20 protein-coding genes are annotated in these 25302 nt (G+C 67.3%); 8 read left to right on the plus strand and 12 right to left on the minus strand.

Annotation, left to right across the window (positions count from 1 at the left end):
- Window positions 1-10: 10 nt before the first annotated feature.
- Entirely contained in the window at window positions 11-1675 is a 1665-nt protein-coding gene (locus tag C7401_RS04780; RefSeq protein ID WP_112170187.1) for a Na+/H+ antiporter, read from the minus strand.
- Between the two features lie 589 nt (window positions 1676-2264).
- Here C7401_RS04780 and C7401_RS04790 point away from each other — a divergent pair.
- Both C7401_RS04790 and C7401_RS04795 read left to right on the plus strand, forming a co-directional pair.
- Window positions 2265-3530, plus strand: coding sequence for an EAL domain-containing protein (locus C7401_RS04790; protein ID WP_112170189.1), 1266 nt, complete (start codon window positions 2265-2267; stop codon window positions 3528-3530).
- Window positions 3531-3579: 49 nt separating this feature from the next.
- On the plus strand, window positions 3580-4281 hold the full coding sequence (locus C7401_RS04795) for a copper homeostasis protein CutC (RefSeq protein ID WP_112170190.1): 702 nt from the start codon (window positions 3580-3582) through the stop codon (window positions 4279-4281).
- 55 nt (window positions 4282-4336) lie between these two features.
- Here the strand turns inward: C7401_RS04795 and C7401_RS04800 are convergent, their stop codons facing one another.
- The 7 genes from C7401_RS04800 to C7401_RS04830 all read right to left on the minus strand — a co-directional run bounded on the left by C7401_RS04800 (window position 4337) and on the right by C7401_RS04830 (window position 13721).
- A complete protein-coding gene (locus C7401_RS04800; RefSeq protein ID WP_112170191.1) occupies window positions 4337-7963 on the minus strand; it encodes an indolepyruvate ferredoxin oxidoreductase family protein in 3627 nt (1208 codons plus the stop codon).
- Between the two features lie 210 nt (window positions 7964-8173).
- Complete coding sequence (locus C7401_RS04805) at window positions 8174-9103, minus strand: ion channel (protein ID WP_112170300.1); 930 nt, start codon at window positions 9101-9103, stop codon at window positions 8174-8176.
- 357 nt (window positions 9104-9460) lie between these two features.
- Window positions 9461-9706 carry a hypothetical protein gene (locus tag C7401_RS04810; RefSeq protein WP_112170192.1) on the minus strand — a complete coding sequence of 82 codons (246 nt, stop codon included), beginning with the start codon at window positions 9704-9706 and terminating at the stop codon, window positions 9461-9463.
- A gap of 51 nt (window positions 9707-9757) precedes the next feature.
- Complete coding sequence (locus C7401_RS04815; RefSeq protein ID WP_091993821.1) at window positions 9758-9979, minus strand: hypothetical protein; 222 nt, start codon at window positions 9977-9979, stop codon at window positions 9758-9760.
- 220 nt (window positions 9980-10199) lie between these two features.
- A complete protein-coding gene (locus tag C7401_RS04820; RefSeq protein WP_112170193.1) occupies window positions 10200-11183 on the minus strand; it encodes a carbohydrate kinase family protein in 984 nt (327 codons plus the stop codon).
- A 4-nt stretch (window positions 11184-11187) separates the two neighbouring features.
- Window positions 11188-12531, minus strand: coding sequence for an AGE family epimerase/isomerase (locus C7401_RS04825; protein WP_373864422.1), 1344 nt, complete (start codon window positions 12529-12531; stop codon window positions 11188-11190).
- Between the two features lie 89 nt (window positions 12532-12620).
- Window positions 12621-13721 carry a LacI family DNA-binding transcriptional regulator gene (locus C7401_RS04830; RefSeq protein ID WP_112170194.1) on the minus strand — a complete coding sequence of 367 codons (1101 nt, stop codon included), beginning with the start codon at window positions 13719-13721 and terminating at the stop codon, window positions 12621-12623.
- 230 nt (window positions 13722-13951) lie between these two features.
- Here C7401_RS04830 and C7401_RS04835 point away from each other — a divergent pair, with 230 nt between their 5' ends.
- A complete protein-coding gene (locus tag C7401_RS04835; protein ID WP_112170195.1) occupies window positions 13952-14107 on the plus strand; it encodes a DUF3309 family protein in 156 nt (51 codons plus the stop codon).
- A gap of 107 nt (window positions 14108-14214) precedes the next feature.
- On the opposite strand, the gene C7401_RS04840 is transcribed toward C7401_RS04835, so the two are convergent.
- Together C7401_RS04840 and C7401_RS04845 are read right to left on the minus strand one after the other, a co-directional pair.
- Window positions 14215-16080, minus strand: coding sequence for an EAL domain-containing protein (locus C7401_RS04840; protein WP_112170196.1), 1866 nt, complete (start codon window positions 16078-16080; stop codon window positions 14215-14217).
- A gap of 253 nt (window positions 16081-16333) precedes the next feature.
- The gene (locus tag C7401_RS04845) at window positions 16334-17380 is read right to left on the minus strand and encodes a bile acid:sodium symporter family protein (RefSeq protein ID WP_112170197.1); all 1047 of its coding nucleotides are present in this window, start codon (window positions 17378-17380) and stop codon (window positions 16334-16336) included.
- A gap of 699 nt (window positions 17381-18079) precedes the next feature.
- On the opposite strand from C7401_RS04845, the gene C7401_RS04850 reads away from it, so the two are divergent.
- From C7401_RS04850 to C7401_RS04860, 3 genes are all read left to right on the plus strand, one after another.
- Window positions 18080-18568, plus strand: coding sequence for a hypothetical protein (locus C7401_RS04850; protein WP_244314719.1), 489 nt, complete (start codon window positions 18080-18082; stop codon window positions 18566-18568).
- Between the two features lie 610 nt (window positions 18569-19178).
- Window positions 19179-20276 (plus strand): porin, encoded by a 1098-nt coding sequence (locus tag C7401_RS04855; RefSeq protein WP_112170199.1) that lies wholly within the window; start codon window positions 19179-19181, stop codon window positions 20274-20276.
- A 182-nt stretch (window positions 20277-20458) separates the two neighbouring features.
- Complete coding sequence (locus C7401_RS04860) at window positions 20459-21442, plus strand: LysR family transcriptional regulator (RefSeq protein ID WP_112170200.1); 984 nt, start codon at window positions 20459-20461, stop codon at window positions 21440-21442.
- Between the two features lie 27 nt (window positions 21443-21469).
- Here C7401_RS04860 and C7401_RS04865 read toward each other — a convergent pair whose 3' ends face one another.
- Window positions 21470-22435, minus strand: a complete 966-nt coding sequence (locus tag C7401_RS04865; protein WP_112170201.1) for an NAD(P)H-dependent flavin oxidoreductase — start codon at window positions 22433-22435, stop codon at window positions 21470-21472.
- A gap of 287 nt (window positions 22436-22722) precedes the next feature.
- Here C7401_RS04865 and C7401_RS04870 point away from each other — a divergent pair, with 287 nt between their 5' ends.
- Complete coding sequence (locus tag C7401_RS04870; protein WP_112170202.1) at window positions 22723-23616, plus strand: alpha/beta fold hydrolase; 894 nt, start codon at window positions 22723-22725, stop codon at window positions 23614-23616.
- A 38-nt stretch (window positions 23617-23654) separates the two neighbouring features.
- Here C7401_RS04870 and C7401_RS04875 read toward each other — a convergent pair whose 3' ends face one another.
- Complete coding sequence (locus C7401_RS04875; RefSeq protein ID WP_112170203.1) at window positions 23655-24134, minus strand: Lrp/AsnC family transcriptional regulator; 480 nt, start codon at window positions 24132-24134, stop codon at window positions 23655-23657.
- Between the two features lie 159 nt (window positions 24135-24293).
- On the opposite strand from C7401_RS04875, the gene C7401_RS04880 reads away from it, so the two are divergent.
- A complete protein-coding gene (locus C7401_RS04880; RefSeq protein WP_112170204.1) occupies window positions 24294-25202 on the plus strand; it encodes a DMT family transporter in 909 nt (302 codons plus the stop codon).
- Window positions 25203-25302 lie beyond the last annotated feature (100 nt).

Raw genomic sequence — 25302 nt, forward strand, 5'->3', positions numbered from 1 at the left:
GGAGGTCTTGCTAGCGATTGCGCCCGCGCGACGTGATCGCCGTTTCCGTCAGATCGACTTCGCGCATCAGCTTCGCCAGCGTCTCGTCGTTGATCTGCATCTCGTTGCGCAGCTTCAGCAGCGTGGCGCGCTCGGCGCGCATCGCGGCGAGACGCATCTCCAGTTCCAGCGCGTCCGCGCGGCGCGCGTTCGCGCTGCGGTCGCGGTCGGCGTCGAGCGAGGCGAGGCGCCTGCGGTACGAGTCCATCACGCGCGCGGTCGTGTCGGCGGCGTAAGCGGCCTGCGATTCGTCGAGATCCTCGCTCACCTTCTCGTGCACCGCGTCGACGGCGCGAATCGCGGCCTGCGCTGCCTGGATGCGCGCCGTGCGTTCCTCGGCCGCGTGCGGCGCCTGTGCGCCGCGCCGCACGCCGCGCAGCAAGAGCGGCAGCCCCACGATCGCCACCAGCAGCGAGGCGAGAATCACACCCGTCGCGATGAAGATGGCGCTGTCGCGGCCCGGCAGCGGGCTGCCGTCGTGCAGCACCTCGGGCAGCGACAGCACGCCCGCGAGCGTGACCGCGCCGCGCACGCCCGCCACCGTCGTGATCGCCACGGTGCGCAGCCCCGGCACCGCGTTCGCCACGCCGTGACGCGCGGCGCCGCGGCTCGCCACCCAGCGCAGCAGCCACACCCAGCCGAAGCGCATGGCGTAGAGCGCGGCCAGCACGGCGGCGATGTAGCCGAGCAGACGCAACATCTGCACGTTGCTCGTGTGATGCGCGTCGAGCAGCGCCTTGCCAAGAATGCCGGGGAACTGGAGCCCGAGCAGCGTGAACACCATGCCGTTGAACACGAACTCGATCATCGACCAGGTGCTCGACGCCCGCACGCGTGTCGACACCGGCCCTTTGTGCGCGACGCTCGTGTAATTCATCATCATGCCGGCCGCCACGGCCGCGAGCACGCCCGACACTTCGAGATGCTCGGCGAAGAGATACGCCGCGAACGGAATCAGCAGCGTCAGCACGACGCCGGGCGCGGGGTCGCCGTCTTCGGTCACGTTGAGAAAGCGCGCCGAAACGAAGCTGAAAATCCAGCCGATCGCGGCGCCGAGCGCGAGGCCGCCCGCCGCGATCAGGAAGAAGCTGAGGGTTGCCTCACGCAGCGAGAAATAGCCCGTGAGCGCGGCCGCCACGGCGAACTTGAGCGCGACGAGGCCCGACGCGTCGTTCATCAGCGCCTCGCCTTCGAGGATATGCATGAGCTGCGCGGGAATGCGGTCCTTGCCCGCGATGGCCGAGAGCGCCACGGCGTCGGTGGGCGAGAGCACGGCCGCGAGCGCGAAGGCCACGGGCAGCGAGATCTGCGGCACGAGCCAGTGCACGAAGTAGCCCACGGCCACCACGGTGAGCAGCACGAGGCCGAGCGCGAGCATGAGGATCGCGCGGCGCTGCATGAAGAACTCGCGCTTGGGCATGCGCCAGCCGTCGGCGAACAGCAGCGGCGGGATGAACAGCGCCATGAAGATATCGGGATCGAACGTGACGTGCGGATTCACGCGCGGGAAGGTGAGCAGCGCGCCAATGCCGATCTGCATGAGCGGCAGCGGCAGCTTGATGGGCAGGATGCGCGTGACGACGCCCGATACGGCGACGGCGAGGAGCAGAATGAGAACGGTAAAAAGGATTTCCATCGACGAATGTAGCGGGGGCCAAACGGACACCGGGCGGGACTGGACGAAACCAGCGGGAGCGAACCGGGCAGGGCGAGGAAGCCGGAGTCTCCCTTCGCAGGCGGTGAGGGAGTGCGTTCTGGCGCGCATGAATGGCGCACGCCGGTCGGGGGACAGTTTAGCCGGATGAGGTCGAATTGCGCCGCGAAGCGCGCAGGAAGCACCGCGAAGCACGACGATTTGGCCCGCATTTGAACGCTTCGGGCGATGGCGTCGACGGCGGCGAAGCGGATGCGCGAACTGCGCGCTTATGTGGGCTTAGGCGCGCTGATGTGCGCAGATGTGCGCCACCATCGAAGCAAGCGTGGCCGGAAAGGCGCACGATATCGGTGCATTGCGCGATCGCTCGCGCGGTGCACGGCGTGCCCCGTCACGGCGCACGCGCTGGGCATTTGTGCATTGGCCGATGCGTGCCAGATCGCGACGCAGTGAGCACGGACCTTGCTTGATCGGTTGCCAACGAAGCAACGGAATCAGGATATGGGCGAACGCGCAGGTCGTGCGAAGGTCGGGCGGATTGCAGCGTCGTTCCTACGCGCTAGAGGATGGCATGATCACAGAGCAACAGGACAAGACGGCCGTGACCCCTCACGGCTTCGATCTCAGCGTGACCTCGGGGATGCAGCGCTACAGTGCACACCATGGCGACCTCACGCTCACGAGCGTGTTTCAGCCCGTGTTCAGTCTTTCGCACATGCGCGCGGTGGGCTACGAAGGGTTGCTGCGCGCGCACGATCCGCTCGACCGCCCGGTCTCGCCGCTCGACGTGTTCGGCGACGCCGCGCGTGTGGGCGAGGCGCTGCTGGTGGACCGGCTGGCCCAGGGGCTGCATCTGGAGAATTTCGCGCTGCTCGGTGCGGAGCGTGAGTGGCTCTTTCTCAACGTGCATCCCGGCACGCTGATCGAGGCGTATCACGCGGCGGCGCTGCTCGCGAACCTGCGCCGCCTGAACATCGCGCCGCGGCGCGTGGTGCTGGAGGTGCTCGAATCCGAAGGCACCGATCTCGACGCGCTCGCGCAAGCCGTCGCGGCGTTCCGCGAGCGCGGCTTTCTCGTCGCGCTCGACGACTTCGGCGCGGGCAATGTCGATATCGGTCGCGTGTGGCAGCTCAACCCCGACATCGTGAAGCTCGACCGCATCATGCTCATGCACGCGCAGCACCGCGCCGACATGGCCGCGACGCTGCCCGCGCTGGTGGCGCTGCTGCATGACGCGGGCAAGCTCGTGCTGATCGAGGGCGTGGAGACGGAGCACGAGGCGCAGCTCGCGCTCGCCTGCAACGCGGACTTCGTGCAGGGCTTCTTCTTCGCGCGCCCGGCGCCCGGACTCACCGACGCGGCGCAGGTGCAGGGCGTGATCGCCGAGGCGACGGAGCGCTTTCGTCAGCAGACCGAAACACGTGAGCGCGGCGAGACGAGTCGCCTCGCGCCTTATCAACGCGCGTTCGAGCGCGCGGTCGAGCGCCTTTCGGCGGGCGAGCCGCTCGAAGAGGTGTGCTGGAATTTCCTCGCGCTCGACCATGCGGCGCGCTGCTATCTGCTCGATTCGAACGGCAGGCAGGCGGGCCGCAACGTGGTGCTGCGCGTCGATCGCGCGGAGCGCGACGCGCGCTTTTTGCCGCTGGAGGACGCCCAGGGCGCGAGCTGGCTGCGCAGGCCGTACTTCCGCGCGGCGCTCGTCACGCCGGGGCGCGTGCACGTGACCGGGCCTTACCTGTCGATCAACGAGGCGTTGCCATGCCTGACGCTCTCGATGGCGGTGCAGGTGGGCGAGCGCCTGTGCGTGCTGTGCGGCGATATCGACTGGTTCGAATAGCGCGCGCATCTGCGATCATGTCGTGTTCTCCACGACATGGCGCGCAAGCATGAGACACGAAAGAGTGTTGCTGGAAGTCATCGCGACCACGGTTGCCGACGCGACGGCCGCCGCGCGCGGCGGCGCGGACCGTCTCGAACTGGTCACGGCAATGGGCGAGGGCGGTCTCACGCCGAGCATCGGCTTGATCGAAGCCGTGGTCGAGGCGGTGGACCTTCCCGTGAACGTGATCGTGCGGCCGCACAGCCGCTCGTTCGCTTACGATTCGAACGATTTTGCGGTGATGCTGCGCGACGTGCGCGCGGCGAAGCGGACGGGCGCGCATGCCGTGGTGATCGGCATGCTCACGCCGTCGCGCGAAGTGGATCGCGAAGGCTTGCAACGCGCGATCGACGCGGCCGACGGCATGCCGCTCACGTTTCATCGCGCATTCGACGAAGCGCGCGATCTGATGGAGGCGTTCGACGTGCTGCTCGGTTTCGACGCCGTCACGAATGTGCTCACTTCGGGCGGCAAGCCTTCGGTGCTCGACGCCCAGGCGCAAATCGAAGCGCTGGTGCAACGCGCGCACAACACGCATTGCACAGTGCTCGCTGGCGCGGGGCTCACGATCGATCGCGTCGGCCCGTTCGTGGGTGCGACGCAGGTGCGCGCGGTTCACTTCGGCTCGGGCGTGCGCGTTGACGGCAAGGGACTCGCACCCGTCGACGAAGACAAGGTGCGCCGCGTGCGGACCTTGCTCGACGGCTGATTCATGAAAAAGCGCGCGCCGTCCAGATGAACGGCGCGCGCTTCGCAGCTTCACATCACTTCGCGACCACCACGGGAATGCCGCGCAGCGCGCCCGCGCCCTTGAACGACGCGAGGGCTTCTTCCACCGCCGCACTCGTCTTCACGTCGACGCCAAGGCGCGCGGCCAGTTCGCGTTCGCTGCGCTTGACTGCCGCGAGGTTCGCGAGCTTCACGTGCCCGTAGCCGCGCACACGCTGATGCAGGTTGGCGAGCTTCGCGATGTCGTCGGCGTTTTCGGCGGTGAGGCTTGCGAACGCGCCGCGCAGCGTCGCCTCGTAGTCGCCGGCGAGCGCGCGCTCCATGCGGCGCTCCAGCGTCTTGCCGAACGGATCGAGCCACGTGCCGCGCACACTGCGGCCCTTCTTCAGCAGGCCGAACGCGCTCCAGAGCCACTGGCCGAACTGCATCTTGCGCGGCGGCTGGCCGTTCTTCTCACGCGCGATGAGCGGCGGCGCGAGGTTGAACTTCACGGTGAAGTCGCTGCCCGCCGTGCCTTCGAACTGCGCTTCGAGCGCGGCGCGGAACGCCGGATCGGTATGCAGGCGCGCGACTTCGTATTCGTCTTTCACGGCGAGCAGTCGATAGAACGTGGTCGCCACGCCCCGTGCAAGCGTCTTGTCCGCCGTCTTGTCCGCATGACGCGCGGCATCGATCAGCGTGCGATAACGCTTAACGTAGCTCGCGCCGCCATAAGCGAGCAGACGCGCTTCGCGATCGGCGATCAGTTCGTCGAGCGTTTGCGTGAGCTTACGCGCCGTGGCTTTGGCGGCCGCCGCCCGTTGCGCGTCGAGCGCTTCGAGCGCGGCAGGGTCGGCTGCGGCCATGCGGCCGATCGAGAACGCGAACAGGTTGGCCTGCACGGCCACGTTGTTCAACTCGATGGCGCGCGTGAGCGCCGCGAATGAAACCGGCACGAGGCCAAGCTGCCACGCAAAGCCGAGCATCAGGATGTTCGCGCCGATGGTGTCGCCGAGATAGCGCTGCGCGAGCGCCTGCGCATCGCATGCGGAGAGCGGATCTGCTGCGCCGGGCGCGCCGTTGGTCGCGGCGTGCCGCATCTTCGCGAGCAGCGCGTCGGCGTGCAGGTTCGCTTCGGGGTTCTGCACGAACGACGCGTTCGGAATCTCATGCGTGTTCACGACGATGCGCGTGCGGTCGTGACGCACCGTTTGCAGCGCATCGGCGCTCGCGCCCACCACCATGTCGCAGGCGAGCAGCAGGTCGGCCTGCTGCGTGTCGATGCGGACCTGGTTGAGCAGCGCATCGGTTGCGGCGAAGCGCACGAACGAAAGCACCGAGCCGCCCTTTTGCGCGAAGCCCATGAAGTCGAGCACCGAAGCGCTCTTGCCTTCCAGATGCGCGGCCATGCTGATGAGTGCGCCTACCGTCACGACACCCGTGCCGCCCACGCCCGTTACGAGAATGTCGTACGGCGCGTTGTCCAGATGCGTGGCCGGAACCGGCAGCGCATTCACGCGCGCGGCCAGCGCCCGCGGATCGAACGCCGCGCCCGCGGCCTTCTTGAGCTTGCCGCCTTCGATCGTCACGAAGCTCGGGCAGAAGCCGTTCACGCACGAATAGTCCTTGTTGCACGACGACTGGTCGATGCGGCGCTTGCGGCCCAGTTCCGTTTCGACGGGTTCGACCGAAAGGCAATTCGACTGCACGCCGCAATCGCCGCAGCCTTCGCACACTTCCTCGTTGATGAAGAGGCGCTTGTCCGGGTCGGGAAATTCACCTTTCTTGCGGCGGCGGCGCTTTTCGGCGGCGCAGGTCTGGTCGTAGATCAGCACGGTCACGCCCGGCGTTTCGCGCAATTCGCGCTGAACCGTATCGAGTTCGCTGCGGTGATGGAACGTGGTGCCCTTCGGGAACAGGCCGTGATGGCCATCGTATTTCTCGGGCTCGTCGCTCACCACCACGAAGCGCGAGACGCCCTCGGCTTCCACCTGGCGCGCGATCTGCGGCACGGAAATGCTGCCGTCCACGGGCTGGCCGCCCGTCATCGCCACGGCGTCGTTATAGAGGATCTTGTAGGTGATGTTGGTCTTCGCCGCCACCGCCTGGCGAATCGCAAGGATGCCTGAATGAAAGTAGGTGCCGTCGCCGAGATTCTGGAACACGTGCGGCATTTTCGTGAACATCGAGTGCGCGGCCCAGTCCACGCCTTCGCCGCCCATCTGGATCAGGCCCGTGGTGTCGCGCTCCATCCACGAAGCCATGAAGTGGCAGCCAATGCCGGCCTGCGCGATCGAGCCTTCGGGCACCTTGGTCGACGTGTTGTGCGGGCAGCCCGAGCAGAAGTAGGGCGTGCGGCGCACGGCGTCGGCGGCATTGGAGAGAATCTGCGGCGCGACGAGATCCACCACGCGCTCGCGGCGGTCGAGCGCGGGCCGATGCTTCGCGAGCCACGCGGCGAACACGGGCAGGATGCGCGAGGGGCGCAGTTCGCCCAGCTCCGAGAGCAGCAGCGTGCCGTCTTCGGCGTGCTTGCCGATGACGCTCGGGCGCGCGCCTTCCTTGCGGTTGTAGAGGTAGTCCTTGATCTGCTGCTCGATCACGGGGCCTTTCTCTTCGATCACGAGCACGTCGGTGAGACCCGAGACGAACGCGTCGATGCGCGACATCTCCAGCGGGAACGAGAGGCCTACCTTGTAGATGCGCACGCCCGCGCGATCCAGATCCTCGACGGTGAGATCGAGGCGGCGCAGCGTTTCCATCAGGTCCAGGTGCGCCTTGCCGCAGGTGACGATGCCCACGTTCGCGTGCGGGCTCGGCGCGATCCACTTGTCGATGCTGTTCACGCGCGCGAAGTGGCGCACGGCGTCGAGCTTGGCGGCGAGGCGCTGCTCGATCGCGAGACTCGGCAGATCGGGCCAGCGGTTATGCAGGCCGCCCGCCGGCGGCGTGAAACCCGCAGCGGCCATATCCGGCGCTTGCCAGTCGGTTTTCAACGCGTCGAGATCGACGGTCGAGCCCGACTCCACCGTTTCCGAAATCGCCTTGTAGCCCACCCACGCGCCCGAGTAGCGCGAGAGCGCCCAGCCATACAGGCCGAATTCGAGCATGTCCGCCACGTTCGACGGATTCACGACCGGCATGTGCCACGCCATCATCGCGAAGTCGCTCTGATGCGGCATGGACGACGACACGCAGCCGTGGTCGTCGCCCGCCACCACGAGCACGCCGCCGTGCGGCGACGAGCCGTAGGCGTTGCCGTGCTTGAGCGCGTCGCCCGCGCGATCCACGCCCGGACCTTTGCCGTACCACATCGCGAACACGCCTTCGACCGTACGCTCCGGGTCTGCTTCCACGCGCTGGGTGCCGAGCACGGCCGTGCCGCCCAGTTCCTCGTTGATGGCGGGCAGGAAACGCACGTCGGCGGCTTCGAGCAGTTTCTTCGCCTTCCACGCCTGCTGGTCGACCATGCCGAGCGGCGAGCCGCGATAGCCGCTGATGAAGCCCGCGGTGTTCAGCCCGTGCGCGCGGTCGAGCGCACGCTGCATGAGCGCGAGGCGGATGATCGCCTGCGTGCCGGTCAGGAAGATGCGGCCGCGCGTGGCGGTGAGGTTGTCGGTGAGCTTGTAATCGGCGAGAGGCGGCGATGCTGGCGAATCGCCGAACGCGGGGCGCGCGGTCATTGTGGGAAGTCTCCGTATATTGCTGTCGTACGCTCTCCAGGGAGAGCGGCGAAAGAGACTCTATTTTTTCTCGCCAATGACGGAAATTTTTTGCTAACTCTCCGGCGTTGTCGCCTGTTCGCGCGAGAGCCTGCCCACGTTGGGCGAATCTGGAGAGAGATTTTCCTGCCCCGGCGCGATCCCGTTCGAATCGGCCTTCGGGCGCGCCCGTCAGATCACGTGAGGACCGTACGGCCGCACCACGTCGAACGGGACGACATCGTGGAAGTGGGTGTAGTCCATCGTGCTCACACCGTCCACGTCGCTCATCAGGTCGACGTAGCGGAAGTGCCAGCGGATGTGCCGGTCCGACCAGCTATAGCGCGCCTGCATGGTTTGCGCGGTCGACTCGTCGGAGCCTTCGATCACGACGTGCAGCGTGGCCTGCTGGCTCGCGAGCATCTCGGGCGTGACGCCGTAGAGCGGGCTCGACTCGTCGATCACATGCATGAGATTCCAGCCGAGCGTGAAAAGCGGATGCTGGTCGCGCACGAGCTTGAGGTCGTAAATGCGCCGCGCGGAATAGCCGTCCGAGGACGTTTCGATACGGATGAGGCGCAGCTTCGCGCCCGCTTCGGCAATCACGTTCTGGCGCGCGTTGGCGGCGCGCGCCATCAGCGTCATGCGGCCTTCGATGGGATGCACCACCACTTCGCGCGCGAACATGATCATGGCGCGCGGGCGCGAGAAGCGCGCGAACACGAGCCCGGTGGCCAACGCGACGCCCGACATGCCGACAAAAATTTCGAACGTGGCGACGATGTGCGCGTAGATCGTTTGCGGATGCATGTCGCCGTAGCCGACGGTGGCGAGCGTTTCGACGCTGAAGAAGAAAGCGCCGAGAAAGCCGTGCGGGTACTGGTTGGCGATGGGCGCGGCGCCGAGCTGATACAGGCACGCGAACACGGCGTTCATGAACAGGAACAGCGCGGCGAGCGAGGCGAAGAAGGTGGGCCAGCGCATGGTGAGCGCCGAATGGTAGAAGTCGCCCCACGTGCGCAGGGGCATGCCGTAGACGAGCACCTCGCGCGAGCCGACCACTAACCTGCGCGGCGCGCCGCGCTTGCCGCGTGCGGGCGTTTCGGCCTTGCAGGCGCCCATGTCCACGCCCGGTGAATTCAGGGGCGCCGAATCGGCTTGCTGGGCGGCTTCCTGGTTCGCGAAGCGCTCCGGCGTTTCGGGCGTCATGGTGTGTCCTGCGCGTCTGGATCAAGAGGAGGAGCGTAGCAATGCCGCAAGGACAGAACAAGCCGGGCGGTCAAGCGCGCAATGGACAGGCTGAATGTAAGCTTGTGCGCATCGCTCGGGACGCACATCGTCGACGCACGCGCCGTGCATGGACGCAGACGCCGTGCCGTTAGACCGTGCGCTAGCGCGCGCGTTGAGCCGTGGGCCGATTAGCCGATTCGCCGGGCGGCCGATCGACTGAGCGGCGGCCCGAACGTCTGCGCGAGCGCGTTACGGAAACGCGTGCGGCTTCGGAATGCCCGCGCCGTGATCGATATCGGCGATCGCCTGGCGGCGGGCGGCGTCCACGGCTTGCGCGAGCGCGTCGAAGCCCGCGTTGCCGCCGATCGTGATCCACGGCTGCACGGCCTTGTCGCGATGCGTGATCTGATACTCGGCGTCCCAGCGAGCGCCTTGCAGCGCGAGCGGATGCACGTGGATGGCGTAGACGCCGTAGAGAAAGAGCTGTTCGGCCATGATTACCTCCAGCCAGCCCGCCGCCGCCCCCGTGGGCAGGGCAATGGCGATCTACAGTTCGAGCTCGCCAAGGATGCGGTGCGCCAGCGCCTTGGCTTCTTCGAGGGCCTCTTCCGGCGTGCCCGAGGCGGCCTCGACTTCATACACCGCGTTTTCGAGTTCTTCGCCGTCGTCGCGCGCCAGGGAGACCAGGCCCTGGTACTGGCCGGCATTCATGGGCCGCACCGTGGCGACGGCCGTATAGATCCCCTTGGTGTAGGTGACGTCTTCCATAACGCGCTCCTCGTGGAAGGATATCCCTCGGGCCGCGCGGGTCGCGCAATGCAGGCCGGGCCGCACGAGTCTCGTGCGCCGCCTGCAACAGGAGGGAGATTCCATGCTAGCACGTTGCCCGCGCGACTGCGGGGCACGCATGTGACGGCGGCGCGGCGCTTTCGTGTCAGCGTCGCGCCAAGGGGCCGACCGGATTCAACCGGGGCCAACGCGCCGCGTGTCAGTCGGCGAGCAGGGCGACGACTTCGTCGAGCGTCGGCGAATGCGCGCCCGGCCGGCGGCACGCGGCCGCGCCTGCGGCGAGCGCGAAGGCCAGATGCTGACGCCAGTTGCGCTGCGGCGTGCTCATCAGGCTGAACAACAGCCCGCCGATGGAAGCGTCGCCCGCGCCCACGGTGTCGGCCACTTCCACGCGCGGCGGCGCGGCTTCGATCACCTCGTCGCCCACATACAGCGTGGCCGCCTGCGCGCCGCGCGTGACGAGCAGCGTGGCCGAGGGATTGAGCGCACGCAGCGCTTCGATGGCCTCGGGCTCGCTCTTGCCGGGGAACAGCATGCGCAGGTCTTCGTCGGAAGCCTTGATGAGATCGGCGAGCGCGGCCATGCGGCGCAGGATCGGCTCATAGCCGTGCGCCATCAGGTTGCGGTAGTTCGGATCGAAGCTGATCTTCACGCCGGCCGCGCGCAGATCGGCGGCGAGCGTGGCGAGCGTTTCGCCAAGCGGCTGGCGCACGAGGCTGATGCAGCCGAAGTGCGCCCACTTCGCATGTGTGCGCCAGCCTTCGGGCAGCTTCGCGGGATCGAAGGCGAGGTCGGCGCTCTGCTCGCCGATGAAGTAGTACGCGGGCGGATGCGTCTGATGCACGATCGCGAGCAGCGGCGAGCGCTCCACGCGCTGCATGAAGCGCATGTCGAGGCCCGCGGCGACGCTCGCGTTCCAGAGTTCGTCGGAGAAGTTGTCCACGCCGAGCGAGCCCGCGCAGGCCGTGGGCAGTCCGAGCCGCGCGACCGCGCGCGCGACGTTCCAGCCCGCGCCGCCTGGATGGGCGCGCCAGTGCGAGTCCATGCCCGGTGCGCCCGACGGCGAAGCGTGCGGGGCGCCTTCGGGCGCGGGCGTGCGCACGAGATCGGTGAGGATGTCACCGGCCGAGATGAAGGCCGGGAAGCCGGACGAGAAGTCCGGGCCGGTGCTGCACGTGCTCATGGTCTTATTCCTCAGCTTGGTTCTGGCCGCTCGCGCCGCCGCTCGCGGCTTCCTCGCGCCCCACGACCGGCGCCATGCCGCGCCCCGGCAGCGCGTTCAGCGCTTCGTAGCATGCGCCCATGGTGTGATAGTCGGTCTTGCCGGCCGGGCTCTTTTCATCACTGTACTTGCGGTTGTCGCACGTGAGGATGCGATACCACGCACCGTAACGATGATCGACGAAATTCGCCCAGCTATAGCGCCAGATTTCGTCGTACCAGTCCCAGAAGCGTTCGTTGCCGGTGCGGTTGCCGAGCAGCGCCGCCGTGGCGAAGGTTTCGGCCTGGACCCAGAAGTACTTGTCGTGATCGCACACGGTGCCGTCCGGGCCGAAGCCGTAGTAGAGGCCGCCGTGATCGTTGTCCCAGGCGCGCGCCATGGCGGCGTCGAACAGTTCGATCGCGCGCGGCAGGAGCCAGGGCAGCGGGCGATGGCGCTCGAGCAGCAACAGCAGCTTCGCCCACTCGGTTTGATGGCCCGGCTGGAAACCCCACGGGCGGAAGATGTTCGAGCTGTCTTCCTCGTTGTAATGCCAGTCCACCGACCAGTCGGCGTGAAAGTGCTCCCACACGAGTCCTTGCGAGAGCTTCGCCTGGCGCAGCGTGATGTTCGACGCGACACGCTCGGCGCGATCGAGATAGACGAGATGGCCCGTCGCCTCGTAAGCCGCGAGCAGCGCCTCGGTCGTGTGCATGTTGGCGTTCTGGCCGCGATAGCCGGAGACGATCCAGTCGGCGCTCGCTTCGTCGGCGTAGAGGCCTGCCGCGCCGTCCCAGAAGCGGTGCTCCATGAGTTCGAAGGTCGCGCCGATCATCGGCCGCGCTTCTTCGATGCCGGCCATCGCCGCGTGCGCGTACGCGAGCAGCACGAACGCGAGGCCATAGCAGTGGCGCGTGCCGTCGAGCACGCGCTTCTTGCCGTCGCGCCAGTCGATCTCCCAGTCGTAGCCCTGCAATTGCGGGTCCCAGTGGCCGTCGCGCAGAAACTGCAAGCCGTGACGCGCGTACGCCAGGTGCTGCGGGTCGCCAAACTCGCGATACGCCATCGCATAGTTGAAGACGAACCGGCAGCTGCTCACGAGATGCCGCGAGTGCGCGTTGTAGATCGAGCCGTCGTCGCGGAAGTAGTGGAAAAAGCCGCCCGAGGCGTCGAACACGTTCGGCGCGTAGAAGCGCAGCGTGTCCTGCACGTGGCCGAGCAGGAAGCCGCGGTCGCGAAAGCTCGCAACGGGCGGCGCCGCGGCGGGGGCAAGGGAGGCGACAGGTGCGGCGGCTTGCGCGCTGGCGGTGGAGGCGGTGTCGGCGGTCATCGTCATGGCGTTCTCTTCTGGCTTGGACGTGGCTTCAACGTGAGTTCGGCCTGAGTTCGGCCTGAGTTCGGCGTCAGTTCAGCGAGTTTTCAGCGTGTTTTCAGCAAGGCGGCTTGCTCGCCTTGCAATTCGGTTGCGAGCGCATCGACCGGCAGGCCGGCGACGTGGCCCGGCGCATGAGCGACGCCGGGCAGCGGCGCGGCGCCCAACGTGCTCGCGCGCGCGACGAGTTGCACGGGCAAGCGGATCTCGGCGGCGGCGGGCGTTTCCTCCAGCAGCAGCTCGACGCCGCGCCGCCCGAGCGCTTCCTTGTCGACGGCGATGGTCGAGAGCGGCGGCGTGGCGTGCGTCGCGCCCGCAATGTCATCGAAGCCGATGATGGCGATGTCCTCGGGCACGCGCAGGCCGCGCGCGAGGCATACGCGCATGGCCGCGAGCGCGGCGGCGTCGTTGTAGGCGAACAGGGCGTCGGGCGGCGGGCTGCCGGTGGCGCGCGCGGCGTCGAGCAGGCGCTGCATGGCGAGCGACGCGCCCGTGTCGGGGTCGAGCCCGCCGTCGATCGTCGTTTCGAGCGACGGGTCGAACAAGAGGCCCGCCTCGAAGAACGCGCGCCGGTAGCCGAGCGCGCGCTGAGCGATGCTGTAGTGCGCGAGCGACCCGCCGATAAAGGCGATGCGGCGGCGCCCGAGCGCGAAGAGGTGCTGCATGGCGAGCGCGGCGCCCGCTGCGTTGTCGATGTTCACCGAGCGCAGCCCCGGCGACCACAGGTCGATCAGCACGAGCGGGCGTTGCAGCGCGACGAGCGCGGCGAGCATTTCCGGCTCGACGAAGCCCGCCACGGCGATGGCGTCGGGCGCGTGCAGGCGCAATTGCTGGACGGTGTCGTCGGCGGGGCCGGCCGTGAGGAGCGCGGGCACGATGGCGTGCTCGCGGCAGGCGTCTTCCACGCCGTGCAGGACGTGCGAGAAGAACGGGCTCGCGGCGAAATTGTTGTGCTGGCGGTGCAGCAGGAACGTGAGGCGGCGGATACGCGGGCGCAGTTGCCCGCAGTCGTAGCCGAGCGCGCGCGCGACTTCCACGATGCGCTCGCGCGTGGCTTCGGAAAGCCCCGGCTGGTTTTTCAGTGCGCGCGACACCGTGCCGATCGACACGTTGGCCGCCTGCGCGACGTCACGAATAGTTGTCCCCATGATTCCTGGCTTGCGGTGGCGCGAAGCGCGTTCCGGGAGTGGTCAGGTGTGCGGCGATTGTATAGTAAAAACATGCTCAGGAAACCTTAATCAACGCTGAAAAACCCCGGTAAATACCCGTAAATACAGAGATAAACGTAAATTTACATGTTTAGTAAAATTAACTAAACACGCGCGGGAACGAGGGTTGCGGGATAGGCGGACACTGACATTCGACACTCGGAGGCATCATGCTAGGCACCCTGCTTCTGGTCATTCTGATCCTGCTGCTCATCGGCGCGTTTCCGGCCTGGCCGTATAGCCGCTCGTGGGGCTATGCGCCTTCGGGCACGGTTGGCATCGTCGTTGTCGTCGTCGTCGTGCTGGTGTTGATGGGGTCGATCTAGCGACGCGGTAGCGAAGGCGCGGTGAAAGCGCAACGGGCCGGCGCGCGGCGGGAGCCGCGCGGCCGGCCCGTTCTGTTTGGGGCGGTCGCGGGAAAGGCGGCAGGGTGTCAGGCGCTCGCGATCTCGCCTGTTTCCCCGGCTTCGCCGGGCTTCGCGCCGAGCGTGGGGAGGAGCGCGGCGCTCGTGCTGCCGTCGATGACGACGAGCCCCGTCGCTTCTTTCTTCGCGCGGCGCTTGGCGATGGCCGCAAGCGAGGCGATCGCGTCGCTGCTGTGCTGCGCGCCCTGGCCCGGCGCGATGTGCACGCAGCCGATCGCCATCGTCACGAAGGAAAAGAAGGTGGGGTTGCCGTGCCGGTCCTCGCCATGAATCCCGCCCGCGAGCCGGTCGCCCGGCGCGTAGAAGCGCTGCGCGCCTTCGTTGAACGCTTCGATCGCCTGGCGCGCGCGCTCGCGCCACGTCTCGCTCTGGAACAGGATCAGGAAGTCGTCGCCGCCCACGTGGCCGAGGAAGTCGCGCGTGGGATCGCAGGCGTCGGCGAGCACCGTCGCCGCGAACTTCAGCACCTCGTCGCCCTGCCAATAGCCGTACTGGTCGTTGAATGGCTTGAACTGGTTCAGGTCGACATAGCACGCATGAAAGCCCGCGTCGTGCGAGAGCAGGCGCTCGATGTGCGAGCTGATCGGGATGTTGCCCGGCAGGAAGGTGAGCGGATTCGCGTAGCGCGCGGCCTGGATGCGCACCTCCGTCACCGCGCGCACGAGGCTCTCGCCGGTGCCGAGACCGGCGTAGCGGCCGCTGTCGGTGATGACGAAGCCGTCGGCGAGATAGCGCTGGTCGTCGCTCGCGAGAAGCGTGGCCATCTGCTCGACGGTCATCGACTGCTCGATCAGCACGGGCTGCGCGTTGGCGAATTGCAGGCAGGCCTTCTTGCCGAACAGCTCGCGGTGATACGGCAGCGCATAGCGGTCCATGAACGCGCGCCGGTTGATGAGCGCCACCGGCGTTTCGCCTTCCACCACGGCCACCGCATGCAGGTCGGGCAGGCCGTTGAAGAGATCGAGCACGTCGTTGTTGGTCGCGTGGCGCGGCAGCGCGGGCGCGCGCACCAGCATCTTCCCGGCGGGCGAGCCGCCGCCCGCGGGCTGCGTGGCGGCGCTGCGCGTGGCTTCGGGGAACACGGCGATATGGTCCGCGCGGATCGCCTCGCGCGCCTCGCGTGCAAGGGTGCGCAGCGGCTCCACGGCGGGCCGGCCGAAGAAGAAGCCCTGGCCGCAGGCAATGCCCATGTCGCGCAGCACGATCAGGTCGGCGGCGTTCTCGATGCCTTCGGCTACGAGCCGCGCACCGCTTGCCTGCGCGAAATGCTGCATGGCGCGCACGGCTTCGAACTTGAGCGCGTCGTTGGCGATCTCGTGGATAAAGAAGCGGTCGATCTTCACCACGTCGGGCTGCAACTGCACCCAGAGGTTCAGGCTCGCGTTGGCGGTGCCGTAGTCGTCGAGCGCGAACTGCGCGCCCGCATGGCGCAGGGCATCGACCACGGGGGCGAGGTTGCGCAGGTCGTCGATGGCGCTCTGCTCGGTGAGCTCGATCACGAAGCGCGTGGGGTCGATCGGGCCGTCGAAGAGCGCGAGCGCCGAGTCGCTCGCGGCGGTGAGCTGGCGCAGCGCGTCGGCGCTGAAATTGAGGAACAGCTTGCCGGGGCAGTCGAGCCCGGCGAACGTCTCGATGCAGGTGCGGGCCGCCGCGCGTTCGAGCGATGCCGTGCAGCGCTCCTCGCCGGCGCGCGCAAACAGCGCGGCGGGCGTTTCGAGCGGCGAGCCGGCCGGCCCGCGAATCAGGCCCTCATAACCGAGAATCGCGCCGTCCTCGAAATCGACGATGGGCTGGAAGACGGCGCGCAACTGGCGCTGGGCGATCAGTGCCCCGACGCCGGTCGTGGCGTGATGGAGTGGCGCGCGAGCAGACATGGACAAGCCAGAACGGGCGAAGACGTTGAACTTAACGGCATATCATCGGATGAATTGAATGAAATTTTGGTGACAGTGCGTCAGACGCGCCGTCTGGAAGGGACGGGCAGGGGGCGCAAGGAGAGGCGCGGCGGCGGACAAGCCGATGCGGAATCGGGCGCGATTTGCCGCAATTTGCCGTGAAGCGGGGCGGCGATGGCTCGCCGCCCCGTCAGGAATACAGGGGAAACCGGGTACGGGAACCCGGAGCCGCTCAGCGGCGCGCGGCCGTGGCGGCGCGCTCGTTCGAGCCGGCGCGCGACTCGTCGCCGGCGTTCGCGCCGCGTTCGGCGCTCATGTCGCGTGCGCCCCAGCGCTGGGCGAGCGCCGCGCACACCATCAGCTGGATCTGGTGGAACAGCATGAGCGGCAGCACCACCGCGCCCACGGCGTTCGCGGCGAAGATCACCTTTGCCATCGGCACGCCGGCCGCGAGGCTCTTTTTCGAGCCGCAGAAAATGATGGTGATCTGGTCGGCGCGCGAGAAGCCGAGCTTCTTGCTCGTGAAGATCGTGATGCCGAGCGCGAGCGCGAGCAGCACGGCGTTCACGACGAGCAGGCCGCCGAGCGCCGTGAGCGGGATGTGATGCCAGAGCCCTTCGTTCACCGCCTCGGAAAACGCGCCGAACACCACGAGCAGGATCGAGCCCTGATCGACGAACTTGAGCACGCCCTTGTTGCGCTCGATCCAGCGGCCGATCACGGGGCGCAGCAACTGGCCCGCCACGAACGGCACGAGCAGTTGCAGCACGATGTTCCACACGGTGTGCCAGGCCGAGCCGCCGCTCGCGCCCTGGTTCGTGACGATAAGGCTCACGAGCGCGGGCGTGACGAAAATGCCGATCAGGCTCGAAGCGGAGGCGCTGCACACGGCGGCGGGCACGTTGCCGCGCGCGATCGACGTGAAGGCGATGGACGACTGCACCGTGGAGGGCAGCGTGCAGAGGAACAGCACGCCCGCGTAGAGCGCCGGGGTGACGAGCGGCGAAAGCACCGGCTTGAGCACGAGCCCGAGCACCGGGAAGAGGATGAAGGTGCTCGCCAGCACGACGATATGCAGGCGCCAGTGAGTCGCGCCCGCGATGATCGCCTCGCGCGAAAGCTTGGCGCCGTGCAGGAAGAACAACAGGCCGACGGCCACGTTGGTGAGCCAGTTGAAGCCGGTGGCGGCCTGGCCGTGCACCGGGAACAGGCTCGCAAGAATCACCGTGCCGACGAGGCAGAGGGTGAAGTTATCGGGCAGGAATTTCGGACGTGCCATCGGACAATCTCAAGTGCGCGCCAAGGCGCCGGGCCGCGCGCGAATCGATGCGCGCGCAACGGTGGATTCAGGGTCTCTATTGTCGGCGCAAGCCGATTGAAAAAGCAAATTCATTTGAAGCATCGATTAATGATTGATGTGCATGGATTGACGGTATCAATGCGCCGCTCGTGCGGCTCCCTCATGACTCCGCGACAAGCGTTCCTGCATCTCAAAAATCATCAGGAGTCCCGCCATTCTTTAGACGATAAGACGACGCCTGGCATCCAGCACGCCCTCGCCAGGTGCTGCCCGCAACGCCTTGCCAGGCGGCCTTCCGGACCCCTTCCTGGATCCAGAAAACCGTGCAGTAACATGGTGTTACAACCCTTCGGGCGGCATAACATCTTTTGGCTCGACACCCATTCGGCACGCCCATAAATTACCGTCAAAGGGACGCACGAATCGTTGCGGCGGCAAGCGTTACGTATTGTGGTCGTGTACTGCGTGAAGTGAGTCCCGGGACTGGCCCGCCATGGCCCGAATGGCGGGTTCCAGCGGTTCCAAACGGAAACGTCGGGCAGGTGAAACTTCACAATGCACGCAGGGTTGTCAAAACTGGGACGATGGGTCTTGGGGGCCGGATTGGCGGCCTTCTTTGCGTTCGCCCATGCTCAGCCCGGATTCGCGGGGCACGGCGGGGGTGGCGGCTTTGCCCACATGCCTTCCATGCCCGCCATGCACTCCGCGCCCGCGCCGCGCGGCGGCAATCCCGGCATGTCGTGGGGCGGCGGCTACCGCAACGCCATGTACGGCGGCCAGGGGGCACCCGGTCGCTCCGGCGCTGGCTATCGTGGCGGCTATGGCGCCGCGCCCGTGCGCGTGGCGGACCAGGGTGGCCGGCACGAGCGCGGCGAGCGCGCGCCGAACCAGTGGCAAGGGCAGGTCCAGCCGCAGGCGCCCCGCCGCGAATACGCGTACGGCACGCCTTTCGGCGGCTACGGCGGCGGTTATCGCGGCAATCCCATCACGCCGGTCAGCGCGGAAACGCGCCAGGTGCCGCACCCGCCGGCCGACTCGCCGGTGCGGGCGGGCTCGATTCGCGAAGACGTCGCCCGCTACAACGAGGAGCGCGGCGCATTCCGGCCTTTGCAGCGCAACGGCGGCGAGGTTCCGCGCCCGCCCATGCCTTCGCCGTACCGGAACTGAGCTCGGCTTTCCGCTTCATTCGTCCCTCCATCCGTCCTTCCTTGGCCGGTCCTGATCCTTCGCACTATTGGCTTGCGGACGCCGTCGCGCTCCCGGCCTCCGTTTTGTCCTCCCGTTTTTCCCGCTTTTTCCCCGCCTCCTCCGCCTGATTTCGCTTCCGGCCTTCGCCCGTTAGCGTCGTTTGCACGCCTTCAACATCCTCCCGGCACGTCCGTCGCCCGAAAACTGACGCGTGGATACCACACTTTTTTGGAAACCTCTCGTCATACAGAACCCTTTCGTCAAAAAATCTCGCTTTTGTAACGGCGGCGCGCCATTCGCGGTCCGCGAGCCGCACCAGCGCCCCGCTGGGCGCGGCCCGGCAGGCAGCGGTCCGGCGTGGTGCAACGCAGCGCAAACCGCTATCGGCAACCTCGAAACAGGCTTCAGAGGCGGCAAACTAATCCGCCCGATATACCGGCAATAACACCGTATATTTTTGACCACAAAAATGGTCCGCAAAGATGGATCCGCCCAGAACGGCCACGCCTGCGAATCACGAAAAAACAAAGCTTTGCGCGAGCACCTTCGCCGCCAGTCACACCTTTTTTTGACAAAGACAGGAGAACCCATGAAGACCACGGTCAGCCACGCGCTGCGCACCACCCTGAAGGCGAGCGCGCTCGCCGCCGTCCTTGCCGCCGCGTCGTCGTCGGCGTTCGCGCAGTCGAGCGTCCAACTCTATGGCCAGGTCGACGAATGGGTCGGGGCGACGAAATTTCCGGGCAGCCAGACGGCCTGGAACGTGGGCGGCGGCGGCATGTCCACGTCGTACTGGGGTATGAAGGGTTCTGAGGATCTGGGCGGCGGCTACAAGGCGATCTTCACCCTGGAAAGCTTCTTCCGCGCGCAAAACGGCCAGTACGGCCGCTTCACCGGCGACACGTTCTTCGCGCGCAATGCGTACGTCGGCGTCGAATCGCCGTATGGCACGGTCACGGCGGGCCGCCTCACGACGCAACTCTTCGTCTCGACGATTCTCTTCAACCCGTTCATCGATTCGTACACCTTCTCGCCGATGGTGTACCACGTGTACCTCGGCCTCTCGACGTTCCCCACCTACACGACCGACCAGGGCGTGGTGGGCGACTCGGGCTGGAACAACGCCGTGCAGTATTCGACGCCCAACTTCAACGGCCTCTCGGGCTCGGCGATGTACGCGTTCGGCAACCAGGCGGGCCAGAACGGCTCGAAGAAGTGGAGCGTGCAGGGCCTGTACTTCCACGGCCCGTTCGCGGCCACGGCCGTTTATCAGTACGTGAACTTCAACAACACGCCGGGCGACATCGGCAGCATCGTGAGCGGCGACACGACCATCGTCGGCCTGAAGAGCCAGGGCGTGGCGCAGGTCGGCCTCTCGTACGACCTCAAGTACGTGAAGTTCTTCGGCCAGTACATGTACACGGCGAACTGGCAGGACGTGGGCAGCTGGCACGTCAACACGGCCCAAGGCGGCGTGACGGCGCCGGTCGGTCCGGGCACGGTGATGGCCTCGTACGCGTACTCGCGCGACGGCGGCGGCCTGAACCAGACGCGCCAGACGGCGGCCATCGGCTACGACTATCCGCTTTCGAAGCGCACCGACGTCTACGCGGCCTACATGTACGACCACTTCGACAACATGTCGAGCGGCCAGACCTACGGCGTGGGCCTGCGCGCGAAGTTCTGAGCGTCGCGGCCGTCAAAGCCGGCGTTCAACGGAAAAACCCCGCGCTGCGAGCAGCGCGGGGTTTTTGCTTTCTGCCGCGCCCGGCGCCTGTGCGTTTCAATACCGGCATTTGATAAAGCGAGCACAATACTGCCGATTGATTCCTCTTTATTTGCGTTCGAACTGAAGGTGAAGGCCGCGCGATGGATACCCTCGTCAGCATGAAAGTGTTCCGCCAGGTGGTGGAGGCGGGCAGCTTCGTCGCGGCGGCCGAGCGCATGAACATGTCCGCGGCCATGGCGAGCAAGCACGTCATGCATCTGGAGCAGCAACTCGGCGCGCGCCTCTTGAACCGCACCACGCGCCGCGTCGCGCCCACCGAGGCGGGGCGCGAGTATTACGAGCGCGTGGCCCAGGCGCTCACCGAACTCGACGAGGCTGGCCAGGCCGTGGGCGCGGCGAGCGTCGTGCCGCAGGGGCGGCTGCGCGTGTCGTCGCTCACGGCGTTCGGGCTGCGTCACGTGATGGGCGCGGTCGCCGACTATGCCGCCGGATTTCCGCAAGTCACCGTCGACATCACGCTCTCCGACCGCGTGGTCGAGCTGATCGACGAGGGTTTCGACGTGGCGATCCGCGCGGCGCCCTCGGGCCTGAAGTCGTCTTCGTTGATCGCGCGGCCGCTCGCCACCGCGCACATCGTGTTGTGCGCCTCGCCCGAGTACCTGCGCCGCCACGGTGTGCCGAAGACCGTCGCCGATCTCGCCCGGCACAACTTCGTGCAGTACGCGGGAGCTTCGGCGCAGGAGCTTGCGCCGTTCACCGAAGGGGCCGGCGGCGTGAAGCCCAAGCCCGGCGGCAACCTCATCGTCAATCATCTGGAGGCGCTGCGCGTGGTCGTGCTGCAAGGCGGCGGCCTCTCGATGCTCGGCACCGAGGTGGTGGGCGACGATATCGCCGAGGGCCGCCTCGTGCCGCTGCTTGTCGACGCGCTGCCGCCGCGCGAGCTGCCGATCTACGCCGTGTACGCGAGCCGCCGCCATCTCTCGGCGAAGGTGCGCTCGTTCGTCGATTTCCTCGCCGCGCGTTTTTCGGAGCGCGACCTTTGGCCCGGCGTCGAGGCGATCCGCGCGGCGGCCGCCAATGTCGACGCCGCGTTGCGCGGCGTGGAACCGCGCAACGCGGCATAGAACGCCAAGGCTTCTAGCCGGGGCGCTTCAGCGCCCCGCGCCGAGCCGCGCCCTGGTCTCGTCGTACTCGCGCTTCAGACGCGCCACGAGCTCGGCCACGGTGGGCACGTCGTCCATCAGGCCCACGCCCTGGCCCGCGCCCCACACGTCTTTCCAGGCCTTGGCCTTGGAGGTGCCCGCGCCGAAGTCCATCTTCGACTTGTCCGACTCGGGCAGCGCATCGGGATCGAGCCCGGCGTTCACGATGCTCTCGCGGATGTAGTTGCCGTGCACGCCCGTGAACAGGTTCGTGTAGACGATGTCGGCGGCCTTGGCGTCGAGAATCGCGTGCTTGTAGGCGTCGGCGGCGTGCGCTTCTTTCGTCGCGATGAAGCGCGTGCCCATGTAGGCGAGGTCCGCGCCCATGGCCTGCGCCGCGAGGATCGAGCCGCCGTTGGCGATCGCGCCCGAGAGCACGATCGGGCCGTCGAACATGCGCCGCACTTCACCCACCAGCGCGAACGGCGAGGTCGTGCCCGCATGGCCGCCCGCGCCGGCCGCCACGAGAATCAGCCCGTCCACGCCCGCTTCGAGCGCCTTGCCCGCGTGGCGCAGGTTGATGACGTCGTGCAGCACGATGCCGCCGTAGCTGTGCACGGCGTCGAGCAACTCCTTCGGCGGCGCGCGCAGGCTCGTGATGAAGATCGGCACGTGATGCTCGATGCACACGCGCACGTCGTGCTCGAGCCGCGCGTTCGACTGGTGCACGATCTGGTTCACGGCGATCGGCCCGATCACGGCGTCGGGATGGGCGGCCTTGTGCGTGGCGAGCTCGGCCTTGATCTGCGTGAGCCATTCGCCCAGCAGTTCGGCGGGGCGCGCGTTGAGCGCCGGGAACGAGCCGACGATGCCCGCCTTGCACTGCGCGAGCACGAGCTCCGGATAACTGACGATGAACATCGGCGAGCCCACGACGGGCAGCGAGAGGTTTTGCAGAACGGCGGGCAAGGCCATGTCGGAGGTCTCCTTGTGGCGCGGGCGAATGGCCGGGCGGGCAGGAACGCGGCGCCGGTTTCGATGAGGATAAGGCTGTCTTGACCGAACGCAGCGGCCGGCGGAATCGAGTCGTGAACGGACTGCGAAAACGACCGTTCGATTATAGGCTCGGGGTGATCCGGGCACCGGTCGTGCGGCATTCGAGGGAGTGTTCGGTTTCTACCGTTACGCACGCGAAAGCGTGTTTTCGAGTCGCACTCGCCCCATACAATGACCGCAGACCAACAAACAAAAGAGACTTCCCCATGCCCTTCGACGGATTCCAGCCTTTCACCGTTCGTACCGGGAGCGACGTTGACATCTGCGGCGTGAAGGGCGGCGAAGGACCGCCGCTGCTGCTGCTGCACGGCCATCCGCAGACCCACATGATCTGGCACCGCTGCGCCCCCGCGCTGGCAGAGCATTTCACCGTCATCGCGACCGACTTGCGCGGCTATGGCGCCTCATCGAAGCCGGCCAGCGACGCCACGCACGCCGCCTACTCCAAGCGCGCGATGGCGGCCGACCAGGTGGAGGTCATGCGCCACTTCGGCCACGAGCGCTTTCTCGTGTGCGCGCACGATCGCGGCGCGCGCGTCGCGCACCGCATGGCGCTCGATCACGCGCACGCCGTCGAGCGGCTGATGCTGCTCGACATCGCGCCCACGCTCGCCATGTACGAGCAGACGGACCGCGAGTTCGCCACGCTCTACTTCCACTGGTTCTTCCTGATCCAGCCCGAGCCGCTACCGGAAACGCTCATCGAAGCGAATCCCGATGTCTATATCGAACGGGTGATGGGCAGCCGCCACGCGGGTCTCGCGCCCTTCGCGCCCAAGGCGCTCGGCGCCTACCGCGCGGCGCTGCGCCAGCCGGGCGCGGTGCGCGCGATGTGCGAGGACTACCGCGCCTCCGCGACCATCGACCTGGACCACGACCGCGCCGACCTCGAACGCGGCAACAAGGTGGCGTGCCCGTTGCGCGTGCTGTGGGGGCAGGAGGGCGTGATCGAGCGCTGCTTCGACCCGCTCGCCGAATGGCGCAAGGTGGCGCGCGACGTGAGTGGGCGCTCGCTTCCGTGCGGGCATTACATTCCCGAAGAAGCGAGCGACGCGCTCGTCGAGGAAATGCTGGCGTTCTTCGAGACGACGGAGCCATGAGCGCGCACTAGCCAGGCACTAGCGCGCCCGCCGCCGCTTTACCCGAGCGGCGGCAACCGGCGCGGCACCGGCGTGGACTTGACGATGGCGGTGCTGGTCTCCGCGCGCTCGGTGACTTTCGCGAGGATCTCGTCGAGTTGTTCGATCGAATGCAGATAAAGCCGGGCGATGAAGCAGTCGTCGCCGGTGACCTTGTCGCACTCGACGAACTCGGGAATGCGCCGCAGCACGTCTTCCACCAGATGCAACTGGCCGGGCAGCGGCTTCACGCGCACGATGGCCTGCAAGGTGTAGCCGAGCGCGCGCGGATCGATCTGCACCGTATAGCCGCCGATCACCCCCTGCGCTTCGAGCCGGCGCAGCCGCTCGGACGTGCTCGGCGCAGAAAGCCCGACGTGCTTCGCAAGCACGGCGACGCTCGCGCGCGCATCTTCGGCGAGCGCGGCGAGCAGCATGCGGTCGATCTCGTCGAGCGTGGCCGCGGCGGCGGAAAAGGCGGGGTTGGGGCGTCGGTTCATGATTTCGCGGGTGCTCCGCCGGGTTGGCCTTTCAATCGAAGGCGAGTTTCGCACTTCTCCTAAGTTTAGCCATATATTCCTCGTCCGCACGCCGATAAACTGGCTTGCAGATGCGAAGGGCCGCGCGCCCGTCGCCCGCCAGAACGAGGATGCAAGCCCATGTCTTCCACCACCCCTGAAATTCGCCGCGGCGCGGCCGAGATGATCGTCGCGATGCTGATGTCCGGCACCATCGGCTGGCTCGTGGTCGCCTCGCGGCAGGCCCCGATCAACATCGCTTTCCTGCGCTGCGTGCTGGGCGGCTTGACGCTCACGCTCGTGTGCGCCGCGCTGGGTTTCCTGCGCCGCAAGCTGCTGCCGCCGCGCACGCTCGCGCTCGCCGTGCTCGGGGGCGCCGCCATCGTCGCGAACTGGGTGCTGCTGTTCGCCGCCTATTCGCGCGCGTCGATCTCGATGGCCACGGCCGTCTACAACACGCAGCCGTTCATGCTCGTCGGCCTCGGCGCGCTCGTGCTGCGCGAGCGTGTGAGCGCCTCGACCGTCGCGTGGCTCGCCGTGGCCTTCGTCGGCCTCGTGTGCGTGGTCGAGGTGCAGCCCGCCGTGCTCGCGGTGCCCGGCCAGTACCTGCAAGGCGTGGCCTGCGCGGCGGGCGCGGCCTTCCTCTACGCCGTTTCGTCGATCATCACGCGCCATCTCAAGGGCACGCCGCCGCATCTCCTTGCACTCGTGCAGCTCGCCTTCGGCGCGCTCGCGCTCGCGCCGTTCATCCACTACGGCACGCTGCCCGCCACGCCGCTGCACTGGGCGCAGCTCGTCACGCTCGGCATCGTGCACACCGGCATCATGTACGTGCTGCTGTACGGCGCGATCCAGAAGCTGCCCACCGCGATGACGGGCGCGCTTTCGTTCATCTATCCCGTGGTCGCGATACTCGTGGACTGGTTCGCGTTCGGCCAGCGCCTCGCCTGGATCCAGGTGGCGGGCGCCGCGCTCATCCTGCTTGCGGCGGCGGGCGTGAACCTCGGCTGGCGGATCGTGCCGCAGCGGCGCGACGCGCGTTCGGCGTAAGGCGCAACGAGAGCACGGGCCGCGCGGGCGCGCCCCGTGCGGCGCTTTGCCATGCAAGGGCGGCGGCACCGGCCGCATAATGTCGCGGTTCGAACCCCCG

The sequence above is a fragment of the Paraburkholderia unamae genome (assembly GCF_003268775.1).
In the GTDB taxonomy this organism is placed as follows: Bacteria; Pseudomonadota; Gammaproteobacteria; order Burkholderiales; family Burkholderiaceae; genus Paraburkholderia; species Paraburkholderia unamae.